At 67.4% G+C, this 18,590-nt stretch carries 13 protein-coding genes; 2 read left to right on the top strand and 11 right to left on the bottom strand.

Features of this window, described 5'->3' with window-relative positions; all coding sequences use genetic code 11:
* Position 1 precedes the first annotated feature (1 nt).
* On the top strand, positions 2 to 1,981 hold the full coding sequence (locus CRO50_RS13360; protein WP_097146423.1) for a glycosyltransferase family 2 protein: 1,980 nt from the start codon (positions 2 to 4) through the stop codon (positions 1,979 to 1,981).
* Here CRO50_RS13360 and CRO50_RS13365 read toward each other — a convergent pair.
* The 10 genes from CRO50_RS13365 to CRO50_RS13410 all read right to left on the bottom strand — a co-directional run bounded on the left by CRO50_RS13365 (position 1,978) and on the right by CRO50_RS13410 (position 12,010).
* Positions 1,978 to 3,090 carry a cache domain-containing protein gene (locus tag CRO50_RS13365; protein WP_097146424.1) on the bottom strand — a complete coding sequence of 371 codons (1,113 nt, stop codon included), beginning with the start codon at positions 3,088 to 3,090 and terminating at the stop codon, positions 1,978 to 1,980. The two genes, CRO50_RS13360 and CRO50_RS13365, sit on opposite strands and share 4 nt — an antisense overlap.
* A 205-nt stretch (positions 3,091 to 3,295) precedes the next feature.
* Positions 3,296 to 4,435, bottom strand: a complete 1,140-nt coding sequence (nagA, locus tag CRO50_RS13370; protein WP_157791716.1) for an N-acetylglucosamine-6-phosphate deacetylase — start codon at positions 4,433 to 4,435, stop codon at positions 3,296 to 3,298.
* Positions 4,428 to 5,204 carry a glucosamine-6-phosphate deaminase gene (gene nagB, locus CRO50_RS13375; RefSeq protein WP_097146426.1) on the bottom strand — a complete coding sequence of 259 codons (777 nt, stop codon included), beginning with the start codon at positions 5,202 to 5,204 and terminating at the stop codon, positions 4,428 to 4,430. Before nagB ends, nagA begins: the two co-directional genes overlap by 8 nt.
* Positions 5,205 to 5,301: 97 nt before the next feature.
* Entirely contained in the window at positions 5,302 to 6,183 is an 882-nt protein-coding gene (locus CRO50_RS13380; protein ID WP_097146427.1) for an N-acetylmuramic acid 6-phosphate etherase, read from the bottom strand.
* Positions 6,170 to 7,072 carry an N-acetylglucosamine kinase gene (locus CRO50_RS13385; RefSeq protein ID WP_232617717.1) on the bottom strand — a complete coding sequence of 301 codons (903 nt, stop codon included), beginning with the start codon at positions 7,070 to 7,072 and terminating at the stop codon, positions 6,170 to 6,172. The genes CRO50_RS13380 and CRO50_RS13385 overlap by 14 nt, the downstream gene beginning before the upstream one ends.
* Before the next feature lie 3 nt (positions 7,073 to 7,075).
* On the bottom strand, positions 7,076 to 7,759 hold the full coding sequence (locus CRO50_RS13390; protein WP_097146429.1) for an N-acetylmannosamine-6-phosphate 2-epimerase: 684 nt from the start codon (positions 7,757 to 7,759) through the stop codon (positions 7,076 to 7,078).
* Positions 7,756 to 8,613 carry a carbohydrate ABC transporter permease gene (locus CRO50_RS13395; protein ID WP_097146430.1) on the bottom strand — a complete coding sequence of 286 codons (858 nt, stop codon included), beginning with the start codon at positions 8,611 to 8,613 and terminating at the stop codon, positions 7,756 to 7,758. Before CRO50_RS13395 ends, CRO50_RS13390 begins: the two co-directional genes overlap by 4 nt.
* Positions 8,610 to 9,575, bottom strand: a complete 966-nt coding sequence (locus CRO50_RS13400; protein WP_179747286.1) for a carbohydrate ABC transporter permease — start codon at positions 9,573 to 9,575, stop codon at positions 8,610 to 8,612. The genes CRO50_RS13395 and CRO50_RS13400 overlap by 4 nt, the downstream gene beginning before the upstream one ends.
* A gap of 95 nt (positions 9,576 to 9,670) precedes the next feature.
* Positions 9,671 to 10,909, bottom strand: coding sequence for an extracellular solute-binding protein (locus CRO50_RS13405; RefSeq protein WP_097146432.1), 1,239 nt, complete (start codon positions 10,907 to 10,909; stop codon positions 9,671 to 9,673).
* 30 nt (positions 10,910 to 10,939) lie between these two features.
* Positions 10,940 to 12,010 carry an ABC transporter ATP-binding protein gene (locus CRO50_RS13410; RefSeq protein WP_097146433.1) on the bottom strand — a complete coding sequence of 357 codons (1,071 nt, stop codon included), beginning with the start codon at positions 12,008 to 12,010 and terminating at the stop codon, positions 10,940 to 10,942.
* Positions 12,011 to 12,219: 209 nt separating this feature from the next.
* On the opposite strand from CRO50_RS13410, the gene CRO50_RS13415 reads away from it, so the two are divergent.
* Positions 12,220 to 12,960: a GntR family transcriptional regulator gene (locus tag CRO50_RS13415; RefSeq protein ID WP_097146434.1), complete on the top strand. Its 741-nt coding sequence runs from the start codon at positions 12,220 to 12,222 to the stop codon at positions 12,958 to 12,960.
* Positions 12,961 to 13,038: 78 nt separating this feature from the next.
* On the opposite strand, the gene CRO50_RS20485 is transcribed toward CRO50_RS13415, so the two are convergent.
* Positions 13,039 to 18,384, bottom strand: a complete 5,346-nt coding sequence (locus tag CRO50_RS20485; RefSeq protein WP_157791715.1) for an autotransporter outer membrane beta-barrel domain-containing protein — start codon at positions 18,382 to 18,384, stop codon at positions 13,039 to 13,041.
* Positions 18,385 to 18,590 lie beyond the last annotated feature (206 nt).

Raw genomic sequence — 18,590 nt, forward strand, 5'->3', positions numbered from 1 at the left:
GATGACCTTCTTTCCCCATCTCGGAGAGCTCGGCTCGGCGGCGATGCAGCTGGTGCTGCTGGCCGGCGTGGCGCTGGTGCTGCCCTCGGTGGTCAACCCAGCCGACAGCCGCCACCGCACCGTGCTCTTCGCCATCGCCTTCTTCTTTGCCCTTCGCTACGCCTGGTGGCGCGGCACCCAGACCCTGGCCCCGGTGGGCCTCAGCGTCGATTTCGCCGCCTCCATCTCCCTCTTCCTCATCGAGCTCATGGCGCTGATCGGCTCGCTCTCGGCCTTCGTCATCATGTCGCGCATCAAGCTGCGCAGCCGCGAGGCCGATGAACATGCCGGGTGGTGGGGCGAAGAGCTGCCACGGGTGGCGATCCTGATTGCCACCTACAACGAGGACAAGGACGTGCTGGAGCGCACCATCGTCGGGGCCAAGGCGGTGGATCATCCCCGCAAGGAGGTCGTGGTGCTGGATGACAGCCGCCGCGACTGGCTGCGCGACTTCTGCGCCGAAGAGAACGTCCGTTACATGCGCCGCCCCGACAACAAGGGCGCCAAGGCCGGCAATATCAACGCCGCGCTCGAGCGCCTGTCCCAGGACCCGGAGCCGCCGGATTTCGTCGCCGTTCTGGATGCGGATTTCGTGCCGCACCGGGGCTTCATCACCCGCTGCCTGGCGCTCTTCCATGATCCCGAGGTAGGGCTGGTGCAGACCCCTCAGCACTTCTTCAACCCCGACCCGATCCAGCACAACTTCGGTCTCAGCCGCTCCTACCCCGATGAGCAGCGCTTCTTCTTCGACCACATGCAGCCCTCGCGCGATGGCTGGGGCATCGCCTTCTGCTGCGGCACCTCGTCGATGTGCCGCTTCTCGGCGCTGCAGGACATCGGCGGGCTGCCCACGGAAAGCGTGACCGAGGACTTCATGCTGACCCTGACCCTGCAGAACCACGGCTGGCGCACCGCCTACCTGGCCGAACCCCTGACCGAGGGGCTGGCTCCGGAGGGGCTGAAGGAATATGTCACCCAACGGGCGCGCTGGTGCCTGGGGCTGATGCAGATCGTGCGCTCGTCCATCGGGCCCTTCAGACGCTCGAACCTGCGCCTGCGGGATCGCTGGTCGATGGTGGATTCGGTCTTCTACTGGACCACCACCTTCCCCTTCCGCATCGCGGCGATCATCTTTCCGCTGCTCTACTGGTACGGCAACGTCATCGTGGTCAACGCGACGCTGCCCGATGTGCTGAGCTACTTCGGCAGCTACTCCGTCTGGATCCTGCTGGTGCTCAACCTGCTGAGCCGGGGCATGGTGGTGCCGGTGCTGAACGACGTGAGCCAGCTGATCGGGGCGGTGCCGATCAGCCGCGCCGCCTTCACCGGGCTCTTCCGCCCCCAGGGGCACCCCTTCTCGGTCACCGCCAAGGGGGGCGACCGCTCGCAGGTGATCGTGCAATGGCGGATGATGATGCCCTTCCTGCTGGCCTTCGCGCTGACGCTCGGCGGGCTCCTGCTGGGCATCTTCGTCGACCGTTTCGCCTATAACGACGCCGGGGACGGCAAATGGGTCATCCTGTTCTGGACGGTGTACAACCTGGTGGTGCTGGCCACCACCTGCATGGCCTGCATCGAGCTGCCGCGGGCCGAAGTCCATGTCGCCGACAAGCCCGAGCGGGTGACCTTCTCGACAGAGGAGGCCTCGTGGAACCTCTGGATCACCGCGCTGACCATGGACACCGTTCGCCTGCGCGGCGTCTCCTTCCCCGCCGATACCCATGGCGATCTCGAGATCGAGGGCGTGCCGGGCCCGATCGAGGCCTTCGTGCTCTCGGCCACCGAGGATGGCGCGCGGCTGCAGTTGATGGCGAACGAGGCGCAGAGGGATGCGCTCTTCCTGCGCTTCTACGCCGAGGGCAATGAGCCGGGGGTGGGCCGGGTGCGTGCCTCAGCCCTGCTATCGGACATCGCGCAGCGGCTTTCGCTCTCGCACCGCTAGCCTGTCTTGCTGCGCGGCCTGCCCCGGTAGGATTGCAACGCCGCCAGCGCGCGCGAGAACCGTGCCGCCTCGGCGGTGCTCTGGGATTCCGGCGGATAGCGCTCTTCGCCCCGCGCCAGGGCCTCGGCATTGGCGGCCAGCGCCGAGATCGGCCGCACGAAGAGGCGGACGAAGAAGAAGGTGAAGATCAGCAGCACGACAAGCGCCACGCCGAAGGCCACGATGGAGGTCACCAGCAGCGAGGTCAGGCCGGGCCGGAAGGAATCCGCGCTGATCCGCGCCGCCAGGCGCCAGCCGAAAGAGGGCAGATCCCTGTAGGAGACCGAAGACACCAGCGTCGTGAAATAGGCCTTTCCGTCGGGCCAGGTCTCGCGCCCTGCCGTCTCGGCCCCGGCCCGCGCGGCACCGATCAGCCGCGCCTCGCCCGGCCCCGGCAGGCCCACGCCCGAGGTCATGATGACACGACCCGCCTGGTTGATCAGGTAGAGGTCCAGCCCCTGCATCTGGGCGATCTCGGTCAGGATCTCTTCCATCCAGCTGGCGTCGATATGCATGCCGACCACGCCGGTGACATCCCCGACGCTGTCATGCACCGGCAGTGCCAGGTCGATGAAGCGCAGCGGCGTCCCGCCCTCTGAGCTCAGCTTCTGCGCCAGGAGCACCGCCTCGTGCACGTCCCCCGCGAAACCGGAGCGCAGGCCGTTGCGGAACCAGGGTCTCTGGCTGACATCGGCGCCCTCCAGCAGCCCCTCGGCCGCCGCCAGCACCGTGCCGTCGAGCCCCGCGTAGCCGATCCAGGAGATCCGCGAGCCGTCCCCGCGCATTCCGTCCATCAGCTTCTCGATCTCGTTCAGATCCGAGCTCCCCGCCTCCTTCACCAGGTGGTGCAGATCGATCCAATCGGAATAGAGCAGATGGCCGATGCTCGAGGCGGCGGCCTGGGCGCGGCTGCGCACGGCGAAGTCCAGGGTCTCGTCGATGGTATTCTGCGACCGGGCCCAGAAGACGCCTGTCGCGGCCAGGGCCATCACCACAACGGAAACGAGGATGGAGGCATAGGTGACGGCGGCAAGACCAAGGGGGCTGCGGCTGCGGGTGGACTGGGCCAAGGGGTTCTCCTCGTGGGTTTGCGCACTCCGCCCCGTGGCGGGCCTGCGTTCCGCCCTCGGATCGGGGTCAGTCGGACACCTTGCCTAGCGGTGAAATCCGGCATTTGCATGGCAGATCAACGCTGAACCCCGTGGCTGACGGGCAGCCTGGCAGGGCCCGCCCCCTTTGCGCGCCCCTGCCCTGCTCCCTGTTCAGACCCGGCGGTCAGTCCCGCTGCAGAACCCCGTCGACGACCACGCCTGCCACCGAAAGATCGCGGTCGAGCAGCGTCAGCCCGGCGCGTTTGCCGCGGCTGAGGCTGCCCAGCTGGTCGTCCAGCCCCATGGCACGCGCCGGTGTCTGGCTGGCCATGCGGATCGCCGTGCCCAGGCCGCAGCCCGTCATCCGGTCCATCTGCACCACCGCCTCGATCATCGACAGATCCGCCCCGGCCAGCACGCCATCGGCATTGGTCAGCCGCCCCCCGCGGCGGAAGATGCGCTTACCGAGAAGCTCGAACTCCTGCAGGTCGGTGCCAAGCGGGCTCATGGCATCCGTGACGAGGAACAGCCGCTCCGGCCCCATGCGCTCCAGCGCCAGCCGCAGGTTGGCCGGGTGGACGTGGAAGCCATCGGCAATGATCCCGGCGCAGAGCGCGCCCGAGGCCAGCACCGCGCCGACCAGCCCAGGCTCGCGCGGGGTGATCTGGCTCATGGCGTTGAAAAGATGGGTGGCACCGCGAAGGCCCGCCGCCTCGGCGGCCTCGATGGTGTCGAAACCCGCCTGCGAATGCCCGGCAAAGACCCGCACCCCGGCCCGCGCCAGCACCGCGACCTGGCCCGCCGCCGCTTCCTCGGGCGCCAGCGTCAGCAGGAGCGGCACCGGGCAGGAAGACAGCAGCGCCACGTCCTCGGCGTCCAGCTTGCGGATGCAATGGGCCGGGTGGATGCCGGGGCGTTCGGGCGACAGGAAGGGGCCTTCCAGGTGCAGCCCGATCACGCCGGGGGTCGTCGAGGCTGCCACCGCCTGCATGGCGCGCTCGTACTTGCGGTCCTGGTCGGTGATGAAGGTCGGCAGGAAATAGGCGGTGCCGCCCTTGCGGGCACCGGCGGCGATGACCTCGAGCGTCTCCGTCTCGGGCCGGTCGTTGAAGAGCACGCCCCCCGCCCCGTTGAGCTGCAGGTCGATGAACCCCGGCGCGGCGATCGGGGTCTCGATCACCTGGTCGCAGACCTCAGGCGCCTCGGCGCCATTGACCACGTCGACGATCCGGCCCCCCTCGATCAGCACCGCGCGGTCGCGCTGCGGCTGGTCCGAGAGCCCGTCGTAGAGTTCCGTTGCCCGGATGGCGCTCAGATCAGCCAAGGTCCACATCCTGTCCGTTGGGGTGCACGAAATCGTAGTAGTCCCGCATCTTCAGCGCAGAGGCGGCCCCTTCGTCCAGCAGGATCGTGGCCTGGGGATGAAATTGCAGCACAGAGGCCGGGCAGGCCGCGCTCACCGGGCCCTCGATCATCGCCGCCACGGCGCAGGCCTTGTGGGCCCCCGTGGCCACCAGCAGGATGCGGCGTGCCTCCATGATGGTGCCGACGCCCATGGTGATGGCATAGGTCGGCACCTCCTCGCCCTCGGCGAAGAGGCGGGCGTTGTCCTCGCGGGTCTTGCGGGTCAGGGTCTTCACCCGCGTCCGCGACCCCAGGCTGGAGAAGGGCTCGTTGAAGCCGATATGGCCGTTGGCGCCGAGGCCCAGCAATTGCAGGTCGATCCCGCCCGCCGCCGCGATGGCCTCGTCAAAGAGCCGGGCTTCGGTGTTGGGGCTGGCGGCATCGCCGCGCGGCACATGGGTGTTCTCGGGGCGGATGTCGATATGGTCGAAGAGCTGCTCGGCCATGTAGCGGTGGTAGGATTGCGCGTGATCGGGGGCGAGGCCCACGTATTCATCCAGGTTGAAGCTGCGCACCCCGGCAAAGGAGATCGCCCCCGCGCCCTGACGCAGGGCGGCATAGACTGGCTCCATCGTGCCGCCGGTGGCCAGGCCCAGGGTGCAATCGGGCTTTGCCTCGACAAGAGAGAGGATCTCTCGGCTGGCCGCCTCGGTGGCCAGCTCTGCGCTCTTCAGGATGAGGACCTTCATCGGATCGTCCTTCGCAATGGGGGTTTGGTCCGGGCAAGCGCCCGGCTCCCGTGCCGGGTGGCACGGGGGAGGTTCGGAAGTTCGGCGCGGGGCGTGGTCAGCCCGCGAGGGCGATATGCAGCTTGCCATCGGCCGCGGACAGCCGTGCCTCGGCGGCGGCGCGACCCAGCGAGAGGCTCAGCATCACCACCGCCAGCTTGATCGAGCCCTCGGCCTCGGCCAGCGCGGCCTCGGCCTTTTCGGGCGTCGCATCGGCCAGTTCGGCCACCATCTCGACGGCGCGGCGTTGCAGCTTCTCGTTGGTGGGGCGCATGTCGACCATGCGACCGCGGAAGACATAGCCCATGCGGACGAAGATCGCGGTGGATAAGCAGGTCAGGATGACCTTCTGCGCCGTGCCCGCCTTCATCCGGGTCGAGCCCGCGACGATCTCGGCACCGGTATCGGCAACCAGGTAGAACTGGGCCTCGACCCCGATGGGGCCCTGCGGCGCATTGCCGACGGCCACGGTGAGCGCTCCGGCGGCGCGGGCGTGGCGCAGGCCCTCGACCACGTAGGGCGTGCGCCCCGAGGCCGCGAGGCCGATCACCACGTCATCGGCGGTCAGGCCCGCATCCTCAAGCGCGGCGACGGCGGCGGCGCCGTCATCCTCGGCGCCCTCGACCGCGGTCACGAAAGCCCCCTGCCCGCCGGCCATCAGCGAGATCGCGCGCTCGGGCGCCCAGCCGAAGGTGGGCGGCAGCTCGGCGGCGTCGATCGCGCCAAGTCGTCCCGAGGTCCCGGCCCCGAGGTAGATCAGCCGACCACCGCGCGAAAGCCGCTCGGCGGCCAGGTCGACGGCCTCGCTCATCTGAGGTGCCACTGCATGGGTGGCGGCAACCGCCGCGATCTGGCCTTCGAGCATGGCCTCGACCAGGTCGCGGGTCGGCCAGGTCTCGATGCCCTTGTAGCGGAAGGCGGCGCGTTCAGTGGGTATCATGGGGGGCAAGATCCTTGTCCTTGGCAATCATGGCCGCATGCAGGGCCGCGTCGATACGGGGGAATTCCACCTCGTGGCCCGCCAGCACGCTGGTGATCTCGGCGCGGATGGACGGGTCGAGGCCCAGCACCCCGCCGACGAAGGCCACTGGTGCCTCACCGCAGCGGTTCAGCATGGTGCGCCCCAGGTGGGCCAGTTCGCGGCCCGCCTCGCGCAGCAGCTCCTGCGCGGCCTCGTCGCCCTCGCGGGCGGCCTCGGCCACCGCCACCGCCAGGCGGCCGATGCGGCCCCGGTCGCCGCCGTAGACATAATCGCGCATGGCGTCATGGGTATTGCCGCCCATGGCCGCGAAGACGCAGGAGGCGAGGATCTCGACCTCCTTCGGCCCGCCGTCCTCGTCGATGCGGCGGAACAGCAGCCGCAGGGCGCGCAGCGCGATCCAGACGCCGGAGCCCGCGTCATCCACCAGGATGCCGCGCCCGCCGACCACGATGCGCTCGCCCCGTTCGTCATAGGTCATCCCGACCGAGCCGGTGCCCGCCGAGACCAGGTGCCCGCGCCGCCCGTGGAAGGCGGAATGCCAGGCCAGGCCCATGTCGCTGGAATAGCTGAACCGTTCGCGCGGCAGGCCGAGGATGTCCGAGACCTGCTCCTCGATCTGCGGGTGACGCGAGAAACCGGCGCCGGTGATGCCGAATTCGGCGAAGGAGACAGCGCCCGGCAGCGCATCGCGCACCGCCTCGATCGCGCCGCGGAAACGGGCCAGGCTGCGGGCGTCGTAGATCAATCCGCTGGCGCCATCGGTGATGCCGCGGTCAATGACCTCGCCGTCGCGGTCGACAAGCACCCAGCGAGAGGCCGTACCGCCGATATCCATACCAAGATACAAGGGTCAAACTCCTGTCTGCTGAGGCGCCAGGGCGCGAACGAAGCCCTGGGTGATGGATCTGGGGTTGGTGATCATCGTGCCGACGACCACCGCATGGGCGCCCCTGGCCAGGGCCTCCGCCGCCTGCTCGGGCGTGGCGATGCGGCCCTCGGCGATCACCGGCACCGGAACGGCGGCCACGAGGGCCTCGATCAGGTCGTAATCCGGCCCCTCGGGCGGAGGCGCCGCCGGATCGGTATAGCCCGAAAGCGTGGAGGCGACATAGGTCGCACCGGCCTCGGCGGCGCGGCGGCCCTCCTCGACGCTGGAAACATCGGCAAAGACCTCGGCCCCGGCTTCCAGGACGTGGGCCAAGACCTGCTGCCATGTGTCCGAGCCCTCGCGGGCACGTTCGGTACAGTCGAGCCCGACGATCTGGGCGCCGGCGTCAAGAACCGCCTGGGCGGCCTCTCGGGTGGGCGTGATGTAGACCGGGGCGTCCGAGAAGATCTTGTTGATGCCGATCACCGGCAGCGAGGTGCGGGCGCGGATCTCGGCGATGTCGGCGGGACCATTGGCGCGCAGCGCCCCGGCTCCGGCCTGCTCGGCGGCTTCGGCCATGGCAGCCATGTGCTGCGGCCCGTGGAGCGGGTTGTCCACCCGCGCCTGGCACGAGACGACAAGACAGCCTTTGGGGATCAGGGTCATTTCACGGCTCCTGCGGTCATGCCGTTGATGAATTGCTTGGACAGGATGATGTAGACCAGCGTGATCGGCGCGGCGGCCAGCGTCAGGCCCGCGAACATCACGCCCCAGTCGGTGCTGTATTCGCCGATGAAGCTGGTCATCCCCTGCGGCAGGGTCTTCAGCGCATCGTTCTGGATGAAGACCAGCGGGAAGAAGAAGTCGTTCCAGATCGGCACCAGGTTGTAGATGCCCGCGATCACCATGGCCGGGCGGCAGAGCGGGATCATCACGCTGAACATGATGCGCGCCTCCGAGGCCCCGTCCATGCGCGCCGCGTCCTCGAGCTCTCGCGGCAGGGTGCGGATGAAGCCGGTCATGATGAACACCGTCGAGGGCAGGCCCATGGCGGTATAGACCGCGATCAGCGCCCAGTGGGTATTGAGGATGCCCATGTCCCGGAACAGGATGAAGAGCGGAATGATCGCCAGCTTCAGCGGCACCATCAGGCCGGCCATGAAGAACAGCAGCAGGAAGCTGGAGCCCCAGAACTCGTAGCGGGCGATGGCATAGGCGGCCATGGTGCCCAGGGTCAGCAGCAGGAAGATCGAGGCGCCGGTGACCACGAAGGAGTTCATCAGGTAGCGCAGGAATTCGGTCTCCGTCGCCATCGAGACGAAGTTCGCCACATTGGTGAAATCGGGGATGGCGAAAGGCTGCTGGAAGATCTCGATGTTCGACTTGAAGCCCGACATGATCATGATGGCGATCGGGAAGAGCATCAGGACGGTATTGGCGATCAGGATGATCTGCATCAGCCCGTCGCGGCCATAGGTGCCCAGCAGGCCCGGCTTGTCGTAGGTGCTTTGCATGCTCATACCTCGATCTCCCGCTTGCGGAGGTAAATGGTCCAGGCCGTGGCGAAGACGGCGATGAAGAGGAACATCAGAACCGCCAGGGCCGAGCCCATGCCGAAGTCCTGGATGCCCGCCGACTGGTTGCCGAAGGCGGTGCGGTAGAAATAGAGGCCCAGCACATCGGTATTGCCATAGGGCGAGCCGTCGAGGCCGACCATGATGTAGGGCAGCTCGAACCAGTTGAACGAGCCGATGAAGAGCAGCACGAAGCAGACCGTGGCCGAGGGGGCGATCAGCGGCCAGACCACCTTGCGGATCAGGGTCAGCTCGGAATCGGTTTCCATGCGGGCGGCGTCGAGGATCTCGGAGGGGATACGCTGCAGGCCCGCCAGGAAGACCAGCGTCGGGAAGCCGACCCAGGCCCAGGCGTTGACGAAGATCAGCGCGTTCAGCGCGGTATCGGCATCGCCCAGCCAGGGCGTCGCAAGGGCACCGAGGCCGATGGCCTCGAGCAGCTGGTTCACCGCGCCGAAGATCGGGTGGAAGAACAGCTTCCAGACATAGCCGATGATCACCGTCGACAGCACCACCGGCAGGAAGACCGCGATGCGGTGGAAGCGCGCGCCCGGCAGATCGCGCCAGAGCGCATAGGCCAGGATGAAGCCCAGGCCGTTCTGGATGATCATCAGCGCGAAGAAGACGTAGATGTTATGCTTGAAGGCATTCCATGTGGTCGAGGCGAAGGGCTCCTGGAAGAGGACCTTCTTGAAGTTCGCAAAGCCCACGAACTCGCCCCGTGCCAGGCCCTGCCAGTCGTAGAAGGCATAGGCGAGCGCCGAGAGGATCGGGTAGATCACGAAGAGCGCCATGACCACCATGGGCGGCACCAGCAGGAAGGTGATCCACATGCCGCGCCCCGAAAGACGTAACCGCGCGCGGGAGATGGGTTTCGGCTCGATGCCGTTCGTCGTGGTTGAGGGCATGGAGGTCTCCTGCATCCGGTTGGCGTCGCGGAATGGGGGGGGTGGCCGGCCACGCGAAGACACGCGGCCGGCCGGGCCGTTGACCGGCCTGGGGCTTAGTCCTGGAACGGCGCGTAGTAGGTGGCGATCCCGTCGGTCACGGCCTTGGCCGCGTCTTCCGGGGTGCTCTCACCGGCCAGCATCTTCTGGACTTCCGCCTGCAGCAGCACCGAGCCCGAGGGCTCTTCATAGCGGAAGTTGGTCAGCATGATGTAGGGCACGGCCGAACGGTTCAGCGCGCCGATCTCGTTGATCAGCTCATCGTCGAAGGTGACGCCGGGGATCGGGGTGATGTTGCCCAGCTCGTTGGCGAAGACCTGGCCGAACTCCGAGGTCGCGGTATAGGCGAGGAACTTCTTCGCCGCTTCCGGATGCTCGGTGGTGGCGTTGGCCGCGTAGCCGCCGTCGAAGAAGACACCGACCAGCTTTTCGTCATCCGCGGACTCGCCCGGAGCGGCAAAGACGCCCAGGTTCAGATCAGGGTTCTGCGAACGGAAGTTGGCGATCTCGAAGGAGCCGCCGGCGAACATGCCCGCCATGCCCGAGGCAAAGAGCTGCTGAGCCGAGGCGTAGTCGAGGCCGGTGAAGCCCTTGGGGAAGTAGGCCGAGATCTCTTCGAGGTTGCTCAGGCCTTCCACGAAGCGCGGATCGGTGAAATCGGTGGTACCCTCGACGATCTCGTCGAAGAATTCGGCGCCGATGGTCGACGAGGCCAGGGCCGAGACGATGGTCTCGTTCTGCCATGCGGTGGCGGTGCCGTTGGCGAAGCCGAACATGCCGGCGTCCTGGATCGCCTTGGCGTTGGCCACCAGCTCATCCCAGGTTTCGGGCTCTTCGAGACCCAGCTGGGCGTAGATGTCCTTGTTGTAGATCACCAGCATGGTCTGCGAGGCAAACGGCACGCCGTAGATCTTGCCGTCGGCGCGCAGGGTCTGGGCGGCGATGGCGGGGCCGGTCATGTCGGCCAGACCGGGCACGTCGGCCTCGGTCAGCGGCATCAGGTAGTTTGCGCCGGCGACGGCCTCGAAGGCGCCATAAGCACGGACCATCATCAGGTCGGGGCCGGATTCACCGGCCAGGGCGGTGGAGAGGATGGTGGCGTAGCTGGATGCCTCGAAGGCTTCGAACTCGACGTTGATGCCGGGGTTCTCGGCCTCGAAGGCCTCGATCAGCTTTTCGTAGACCGCGCGGTCTTCCTGGCGCCAGCTCCAGAAGGTCAGGTCCTGGGCCATGGCGGGCGCGGCGATGCCGACAGCCGTCAGGCCGAGCGTGAGCGCTTTGGTGAAAGTAGTCATGTGGTCCTCACAAGTTGGGGTTGGTCGTTGTTACTGACGGAAACTTCTGCCGGTTTCGCTGTCGAAGTAGTGGATCTCGGCAGGGTCGACGAGCAGGCGCACCTTGTCGCCGGGCCGATGCGGGCTCAGCTTGGTGTCGCCCTGCAGGCTGACCCGCGTGCCGTTGCCGAGGCGGGCGTAGACATAGGCGTCATTGCCCAGGTACTCGGCATATTCAAACTCGGCCTCGAAGCCCTCTTCCGAGCCCTCGGGCGCCAGGCTCATGGCATCCGGGCGGATGCCCAGCGTGACCTCTGCGCCGGTCTCCGGCGCATCGGGCAGCAGCACCGAGCCGCTGCCTTCCACGCCGAAGCGGTTGCCCTCGCGGGTCGTCTTCAGCAGCGACATGCGGGGCGAGCCGATGAAGGTGCCGACGAAGGCGTTGGCCGGGGTCTCGTAAAGCTCGCGCGGGGTGCCGACCTGTTCGATCACGCCATCACGCAGTACCACGATCCGGTCGGCCAGCGTCATCGCCTCGACCTGGTCGTGGGTCACGTAGATCATCGTGCCGCCGATGTTGTTGTGCAGCTTGGCGATCTCAAGGCGCACTTCCGAGCGCAGCGCCGCGTCGAGGTTCGACAGCGGCTCGTCCAGCAGGAAGACCGCGGGCTTGCGCACCAGCGCCCGCCCGATGGCGACCCGCTGACGCTGACCGCCCGAAAGCTCGCGCGGCTTGCGCTCCAGCAGCGCCTGCAGCTGCAGCGTCTCGGCGGTCTCGGCGATGCGCTTCTGCACCTCGTCCTTCGACAGCCCCATCAGCTTCGCGCCGAAGGCCATGTTGTCGTAGACGTTCATGTGCGGATAGAGCGCGTAGCTCTGGAAGACCATGGCGATGTCGCGCTTGGAGGGCGGCACGTTCAGCATGGACTTGCCGTTGAGGATGAACTCCCCCTCGGTGATCGTGTCGAGCCCGGCGATGAGCCGCAGCAGGGTGGACTTGCCGCAGCCCGAGGGGCCGACGAAGACGACCAGCTCCCGATCATGGATCTCTAGATCAATGCCGCGCAGAACTTCGGTGTTCTTGAAGTTCTTGCGGACGCCGCGAAGTGAAAGTTGCGCCATGCGGTCCCCCTTTTCCGGAAGAAGTACCACAGGACATACCAATTTCAAGTTATTTTCCTGTCAGGAAATACCACTACAATACCAATCACGGAACACCCTTGAAACATAACACCATATGGGCGCCGAACAGGGCGCGAAAATTCCGGATTGATCCTGAAATCCGCAAGATGTATTAAAGTGGTATTATCCACCAGGACCCGAGGCGCCCCATGCAGCTCGACTTGATTCGCGATGCCATCGCCCAGAGCGACAGCTCGGGCCCGATCTATCGCAACGTGGCCGAGAGCCTGACGCGGCTGATCGAGGGCGGCGCGCTGCAGGCGGAAGAGCGTCTGCCCTCGGAGCGCCAGCTGACCGAGGTGAGCGGCATGAGCCGGGTGACCATCCGCAAGGCGCTGGCGCTGCTGGCCGAGCGCGGGCTGGTGCATCAGAAGAAGGGCTCGGGCACCTATATCTCGGGCAGTGCTCCGCAGCGGGCGGCGCCGCCGGTGAGCTCCCTGACCGATGTGCTGCGCAGCCGGGGCCATGCCAGCCGCACCATCTGGCTGTCGCGCCACGTGGCGCCGGCCACCCACCACGACCGCACCGTGCTGGGCCGCCCGGACCTGGAACGCGTGGTGCGGCTCGAGCGGCTGCGCCTCGTCGACGAACGCCCGATGTCCATCGAACGCTCGACCTTCACCACCGAGGCCCTGCCCGATGTCTCGCTGATCGACCAGTCGATCTACGCCGCCCTGCGCGCCAACCGCAGCCTGCCGCTGCGCGTGCTGCAGGAGGTCTCGGCGGTGAACATGGTGCCCAAGGTGGCCGAGAGGCTGCAGGCCCTGCCCGCTTCCGCGGCGCTGAAGATCACCCGCCGGGGCTTTGACGCCGCGGGTGGGATCATCGAGTTCACCGAGGCGATCTTTCACCCCGACGCGCATCGCGTGGTCAGCGAATTCGGCGGCTGAGGCCCAAGCAGTGGCCCGACAGGCGAAGGGCGCCGCCTTTGGCGACGCCCCTGCCCCATTGCCCTTCGCCTGAGCGGATCAGAAGCTCCAGCGCACCTCGACCCCGACGGAATCGCCGCGATCCCGCGTGCCCAGCCCGGTCTTCAGGAAGCCGCGCAGCTCGGTGCCATTGGCGGGGTTGATCAGCGTCGCATCCACTTCGAGGTTGAAGCGCAGCTCTTCCTTTGCCGCCCCCGTGGCGTCGAACTTGAAGTCCGGGGCCGAGGCCGGGGCCGCGGTCAGGGCACGCTCGGTGGCGAACTCCTGCACCCCCGCCACGCGGGCCGAGAGCGCAAGGCTCCGCCCGCTGCGAAGGTCGATCTCGCGCTCGATATCGACACCGAAGTGCAGCTGCTGGCTGTCGGTGATCTGGCTGTCGTAGGTGTTGCCCCAGGTCACGTCATCCTCGGTGAAGCTGGTGCGGCGCTGACGGTCAAGACGCATGCCGACGAAGGGTGTGATCCCCTCCATGACCTCAACGCCGGCCTCGAGCTGGGCCCCGAAGGAGTAGGTCTCGAAGTAGCCAGAGACCGGGCGGCCCATGGCGCTGCGGTCCTGGTCGAAAGCGGCCCAGCCGGCCGAGACCAGGCCCTTCAGATAGCCATTGGCCCCGAAGCCGCGCGCGAAGTAGAGCGCCACGTCGCCGCTGTCCATATGGCCCTGGGTCCAGCGATCGGGCACCGAGTAGACGCCATCCGTGTAAGAAAACGCCAGGCCGACACGGGTGCGGTCTGTGACCTGCGCATCGAAGCCGCCATGGAACATCCGGTAGTCCATCTTCGAGGAGGCGGCATTGTAGAGATGCAGCTCGGGGTTGGCATAGCCGAGCCGCTGGTCCGAGTACTGGTAGCTGAAGCCGGCCCAGCTTCTCAGGTCGCCGGTGCAATTGCTGTCCGCCTGGCCGATGTTGCGGCTGCTCTCCTCGCCCGAGCAGAAGTCATCGGTCTGCACGTTGCTCAGCACGCTGCCCATGAAGCTGCCCCGCGCCTCCAGCCCCAGGTGCTGGGCGGAGGTGGTGCCCTCGCCGGTCAGCGAGTCGAGCGCGATGCGGTACTCGGTCTCGTCCGAGATCTCCAGCAGCTCGAAGGCGACGGGCTGGTAGCCCTCGATCCCTGCGGTCTGGATGTCGTTGACGTTGGAGGCATATTCCTCCTGGTTCTCGCTCAGCGGGATCTGGTTGTAGTCGACCTGGTAGACCAGGTTCAGCGTGTCGCCCTCGAAGAGCAGCGAGGGGGTGAAGACGACCGTCGAGGACGGGGAGCCATTGGCGAAGGTCGGGAAGACCTCGATCCCGTCGTCGATCAGCGTTCCGGCGGTCAGCAGCGGGATCTTGAAGTCGCCCGGCTTGCCCGCCCCGGTGGCCGGGTTCAGCGTCACGTAGCCGTTGAGCGTCGCCGTGCCGCTGACGTTGACGAAGTCCGAGAAGTCCGCCGCCGCGCCGCCGGTCGAGAAGTTCACATCGGTCAGCATCTGGCCGTTGGCCGTCTGGGTGAAATCGCCGGTGATCTCGAGCTGGCCATTGGCATTGGCAGAGTTCAGCACCTCGTCCAGCCCGCCGGGCGAGAAGAAGGCATCGTTCTCGACCAGGTTGCCGGCGCCCACGTCGATCACCGCGCCGGTCTCGATCAGCGAGCCGCTGGTGTTGAGCAGGTAGTTGGCGCCGGCGCCGAGGGTGATCGAGCCTCCGATATAGGCGCCGTTGAGGTTCTGCACGCTATCATTGCCGGTGGTGCCGGTGATCACCGTGTCGAAGACCCCGCCGGCGGTGCGGATGATCGCATCCTCGCTGCCGTTCAGGCTGTCGTCATTGGTGATCACGTTGTCCGTGCCCCCGATGATGGCGATGGCGGTGCCACCGCTGCCGCCCTCGATCAGCCCGCCGTTGTCGAACAGGATATCGCCCGAGATCAGGCCCGTGCTGTCCAGCGTCAGCGCCGTGGCGCCATCGGCGGTGGCCACGATAGACGAGCGGCTGATGCCGGTGATCCCGCCGGTGGTGCCGGTGCTGGCGAGGGTCTGCAAGATGACCACCGAGCCGGTGTTGTCGGACTGGATGCTGCCGTTGATATTGTCGAAGCTGATCGCTCCGCTGTCGCCGCTGGCCGAGAGGCTGCGCGCGTCGATCACCGCCTGGGTGCCGCCGGTTTCGCCAAGGATCACCCCGGCGACATTGTCGATGGTGACATCGCCCGCATTGCCTCCACCGGTATCGGTGCTTTCGCTCAGCGCATAGATCGCCGAGGCCTCGCCCGTGCCCTGCAGGCGGATCATGCCCGAGGAATTGTCGACCGAAACCGCCTGTGCGTCTCCGATTTCAGAGCTGCTTTCGGCCCAGATCCCGGTGGCATCGGCGCCCCCGGTGGTGACCGAGCCCGAGACATTCGAGACGGTGACGCCCCCCGAGGCCTGCGCCGTACCGCTGCCCAGTTGGTAGACGCGGCTGGCGGCGATCAGCGCATGGGCGCCGTCTCCGCTGGTCATGGCCTGGCCGCTGTTGGTCAGCTCGACCGTGCCGCTGGCCTCGCCCGCGCCGACGCTGAGCGCCGATATGGCGGCGGAGTCCGTGCCGGAGGTGATGATCGAGGCAGTGTTGCTCAGCGCCACGTTGCCGGCGCCGCCGGTCTGGTTGCCCGTCACCAGCCCGTCCCGGAAAACATCGGCCGGCTCGAAGGCCGCAAGCCCGTGGACCCCGCCCATGGAGATCCCCATGATGCCGTCCGACAGCGTGCCAGAGGTGGCGATATCGCCGGTGTTGTCGACCGAGACATCTCCGCCGTCGCCGCCGGTGAAGCTGGCGGTTCCGGCGCTGCCCGTCGAGCCGCCGCTACCGGCCGAGGAATCGTTCCAGGTCAGCTCCTGGATGATAAAGCCCGTCCCGACGAAGAAGGTTTCGCTCACGAAGCCGCCTTGAACGGCAGCGCCACCTGCACCGGCCGCACCCGCCGCACCACCGCCGCCCCCGATGGCCCCCAGGCTCTCGGCCCGGATGGCGCTGGAGTACTCGGTCCCGGTGGTGGCGATGGTCTGGGCGTTCTCGACCGAGACCGTGCCGCCATTGCCACCGTCGCCGCCATTGCCCCCCAGGCCCCCATTACCGCCGTTGCCGCTATCTCCGGCCTCGGACCAGGCGCCACCATAGAACGGCCATTCCTCGATCGGCAGGATCAGACCATGCCGCCCGCCCCGCCCGCCGGTGCCGCCCGTGCCCCCCGTGCCCCCCAGGCCGCCGATGCCGCCGGTGCTCTGGGCAAGAATGCCGTGGGTGCCGGCAACGATGGTGCCATCGCCGGTGTTGAAGATCTCGACCAGGCCACCGGCGCCGCCGGTACCGCCATCGCCGCCCGCCCCGGCAGAGCCCGCGGTGCCGCCGTCTCCGCCCTCGGCGAGGATGGTGATATTGGCGTAGTTGGTGATCTCGTCGCCCGCGCCGCCGGTGCCGCCGGTGCCGCCGGTCCCCCCCTGGCCGCCCGTGCCGCCGGTGCCGCCGCGCGACAGACCGATCAGCCCGTAGTCACTGGCCTGGATCTGGGTCGAGCTATTGGTCAGGCTGACCGCGCCGCCCTGGCCGCCAGTACCGCCGGTCGTCCCCGATCCGCCGGTGCCGCCGGTGCCGCCAAGGCGGCCCGCCTCTGAGGCGCCGCTGAGCACGAAATCGGTATAGGCGATGCCAGCGCCGCCGGTGCCGCCGGTGCCGCCCTGGCCACCCTGGCCGCCCGCGCCGCCCTGGCCGCCAAGGCTCTGGGCGCGGGCGCCCGTGTCGACCGTGGCCTCGCCGAGGTCGAAGGAGAGCACGACCTGCCCGCCGGTGCCGCCCGTGCCGCCGACACCGCCGACTCCGCCGGTGCCACCCGTGCCACCGCCATCACCGGCCGCGGAGGCGGTGACCGGCAGGAGGTTGTTGGATTCGATGGAGGCCGTGGCATTGGCACCATTGCCGCCGTTGCCCCCCAGCCCCCCCAGCCCGCCGGTCCCGCCGAAGCCGCCGGTGGAGGTGGCGTCGATCGCCATCGGGGTCGATGTCAGGGTGCTTTCAAGCGCAAAGTCGATGGCCCCGCCGGTGCCGCCGATGGCGCCATTGCCACCCGCCCCCCCGGTCGCGCCATTGCCACCGGCGCCGCCCTGGATCTCGACCACCCTGGTCGAGGGAACCGTGAAGGGCGGGAAGGGCGAAAAGAGGATGATCGGTGCCGTGTCGGTCACCGCCGCACCACCGGCACCCCCATTGCCGCCCTTGCCACCCTGCCCCGCCTGCCCCGCGTCGCCGCCGGTGCTGTCGAGGGTGACGGCGGTATCTCCGGCCACCGCGATTTCTCCGTAGCTCAGATCCTCGACCAGGGCCGTGGCCGCATTGCCGGGATTGCCGTTGGTGCCGGGGGTCACCCCCGCATTGACCTCGTTGGCGCTGAAATTGGCGGTGCCGAGAGAGACCAGGCCCACAACGACCCCATCGACCACCACCTCGTTGCCGTCAGAGGTAAAGGTGCCGTTCGAGGCAGCACCACTGACGGTATATTCCGCCTGCACCGGCTCGGACTGGGTCTGGATCGGCTCGAAGGTCAGATCCGTCAGCGCCGTGCCCACAGGGTCGGCATTCGTCGAGCTGGCATTGAGCGCCTCGATGGTGAAGGGGGTGTCATCACCCTCAACGCCCTCGATCGACAGGCTGAACTGCCCCGCGTTGTCCGGGTCCTCGATCACCGAGGCCGTCAGCCCTTCGAGGTTGCCAAGGGTCACCTGCTCGTTGATGTCATCGGCGATGTCCTGCACCGACGCGCCGCCGGTATAGCCCCCGAACCCGTCATCCACCTCGATGTAGTTCAGCGTTACGGTATTGCCCAACTGGTCCTCGATCTCGATATCGAAGGAGGCCCCATCGTTGATGTATTCGGTGGCACCGAAGGAGGTCTGGGAGTTGATCAGCTCGCTCTCGACGGTGCCCGCGAGCCGTGTCACCTCGACCGAGAAGCCATCGGTGTTCACCGTGCCCGGATCGTAATCCACGACCGAGACGGTGCCCGAGGCGTCGCTTTCGACATTGGTGACCGTGCCCGAGCTCGGCGCATTGCGCCCGTTGGTGGCATCGTTCTGGATCACCGTGCCGAATTCGTAGAACCCTGCGCAGGCCTGGCCCCATGTCATCGGGCTACAGGTGTAATACCCCGACCGCCCGCTGCGCCCACTTATCCCCTGAGAGGGGACGGTGGCGATATTCGCCGAGGTCGCCACATCGGGGCTTTCAAAGGACAGCGGCGCGTTCAGATCCTGCGCCTGCCCCGGCAGGGCCGCCGCCGTCAGGCAGAGAACGGAAAGCAGCGAGATACGCTGACGGGCAGGAGAATTGACGAAGAGAAACTCGGCACAGAATTTATCGAGAGCGTTTGACACGATTACTCACTTTCACAACACACACATGATCTTCTTAATCCGGCAGGGCGTTCCGGAAGGCCGCTGGCCGGCAACAGCCGAGCACGCCGCAATTGGCGTGACAGATGGCCGGGGCCCGCCGGGACGGAAAAGGAACCGGCCTTTGTGCCTGAAAAAGATCGAAACGCAGCCTTGCAACTTTCCGCGCCCGAGGCGGCGACACCCGC

The organism is Pseudooceanicola antarcticus (assembly GCF_900215355.1).
Taxonomy (GTDB): Bacteria; Pseudomonadota; Alphaproteobacteria; order Rhodobacterales; family Rhodobacteraceae; genus Pseudooceanicola; species Pseudooceanicola antarcticus.

Coding starts and splice junctions, on each gene's coding strand:
- CRO50_RS13360 (WP_097146423.1), top strand. CDS start 2: ATGACCTTCTTTCCCCATCTCGGAGAGCTCGGCTCGGCGGCGATGCAG.
- nagB (WP_097146426.1), bottom strand. CDS start 5,204: ATGAAGGTCCTCATCCTGAAGAGCGCAGAGCTGGCCACCGAGGCGGCC.
- CRO50_RS13380 (WP_097146427.1), bottom strand. CDS start 6,183: ATGATACCCACTGAACGCGCCGCCTTCCGCTACAAGGGCATCGAGACC.
- CRO50_RS13390 (WP_097146429.1), bottom strand. CDS start 7,759: ATGACCCTGATCCCCAAAGGCTGTCTTGTCGTCTCGTGCCAGGCGCGG.
- CRO50_RS13395 (WP_097146430.1), bottom strand. CDS start 8,613: ATGAGCATGCAAAGCACCTACGACAAGCCGGGCCTGCTGGGCACCTAT.
- CRO50_RS13400 (WP_179747286.1), bottom strand. CDS start 9,575: ATGCCCTCAACCACGACGAACGGCATCGAGCCGAAACCCATCTCCCGC.
- CRO50_RS13405 (WP_097146432.1), bottom strand. CDS start 10,909: ATGACTACTTTCACCAAAGCGCTCACGCTCGGCCTGACGGCTGTCGGC.
- CRO50_RS13410 (WP_097146433.1), bottom strand. CDS start 12,010: ATGGCGCAACTTTCACTTCGCGGCGTCCGCAAGAACTTCAAGAACACC.
- CRO50_RS13415 (WP_097146434.1), top strand. CDS start 12,220: ATGCAGCTCGACTTGATTCGCGATGCCATCGCCCAGAGCGACAGCTCG.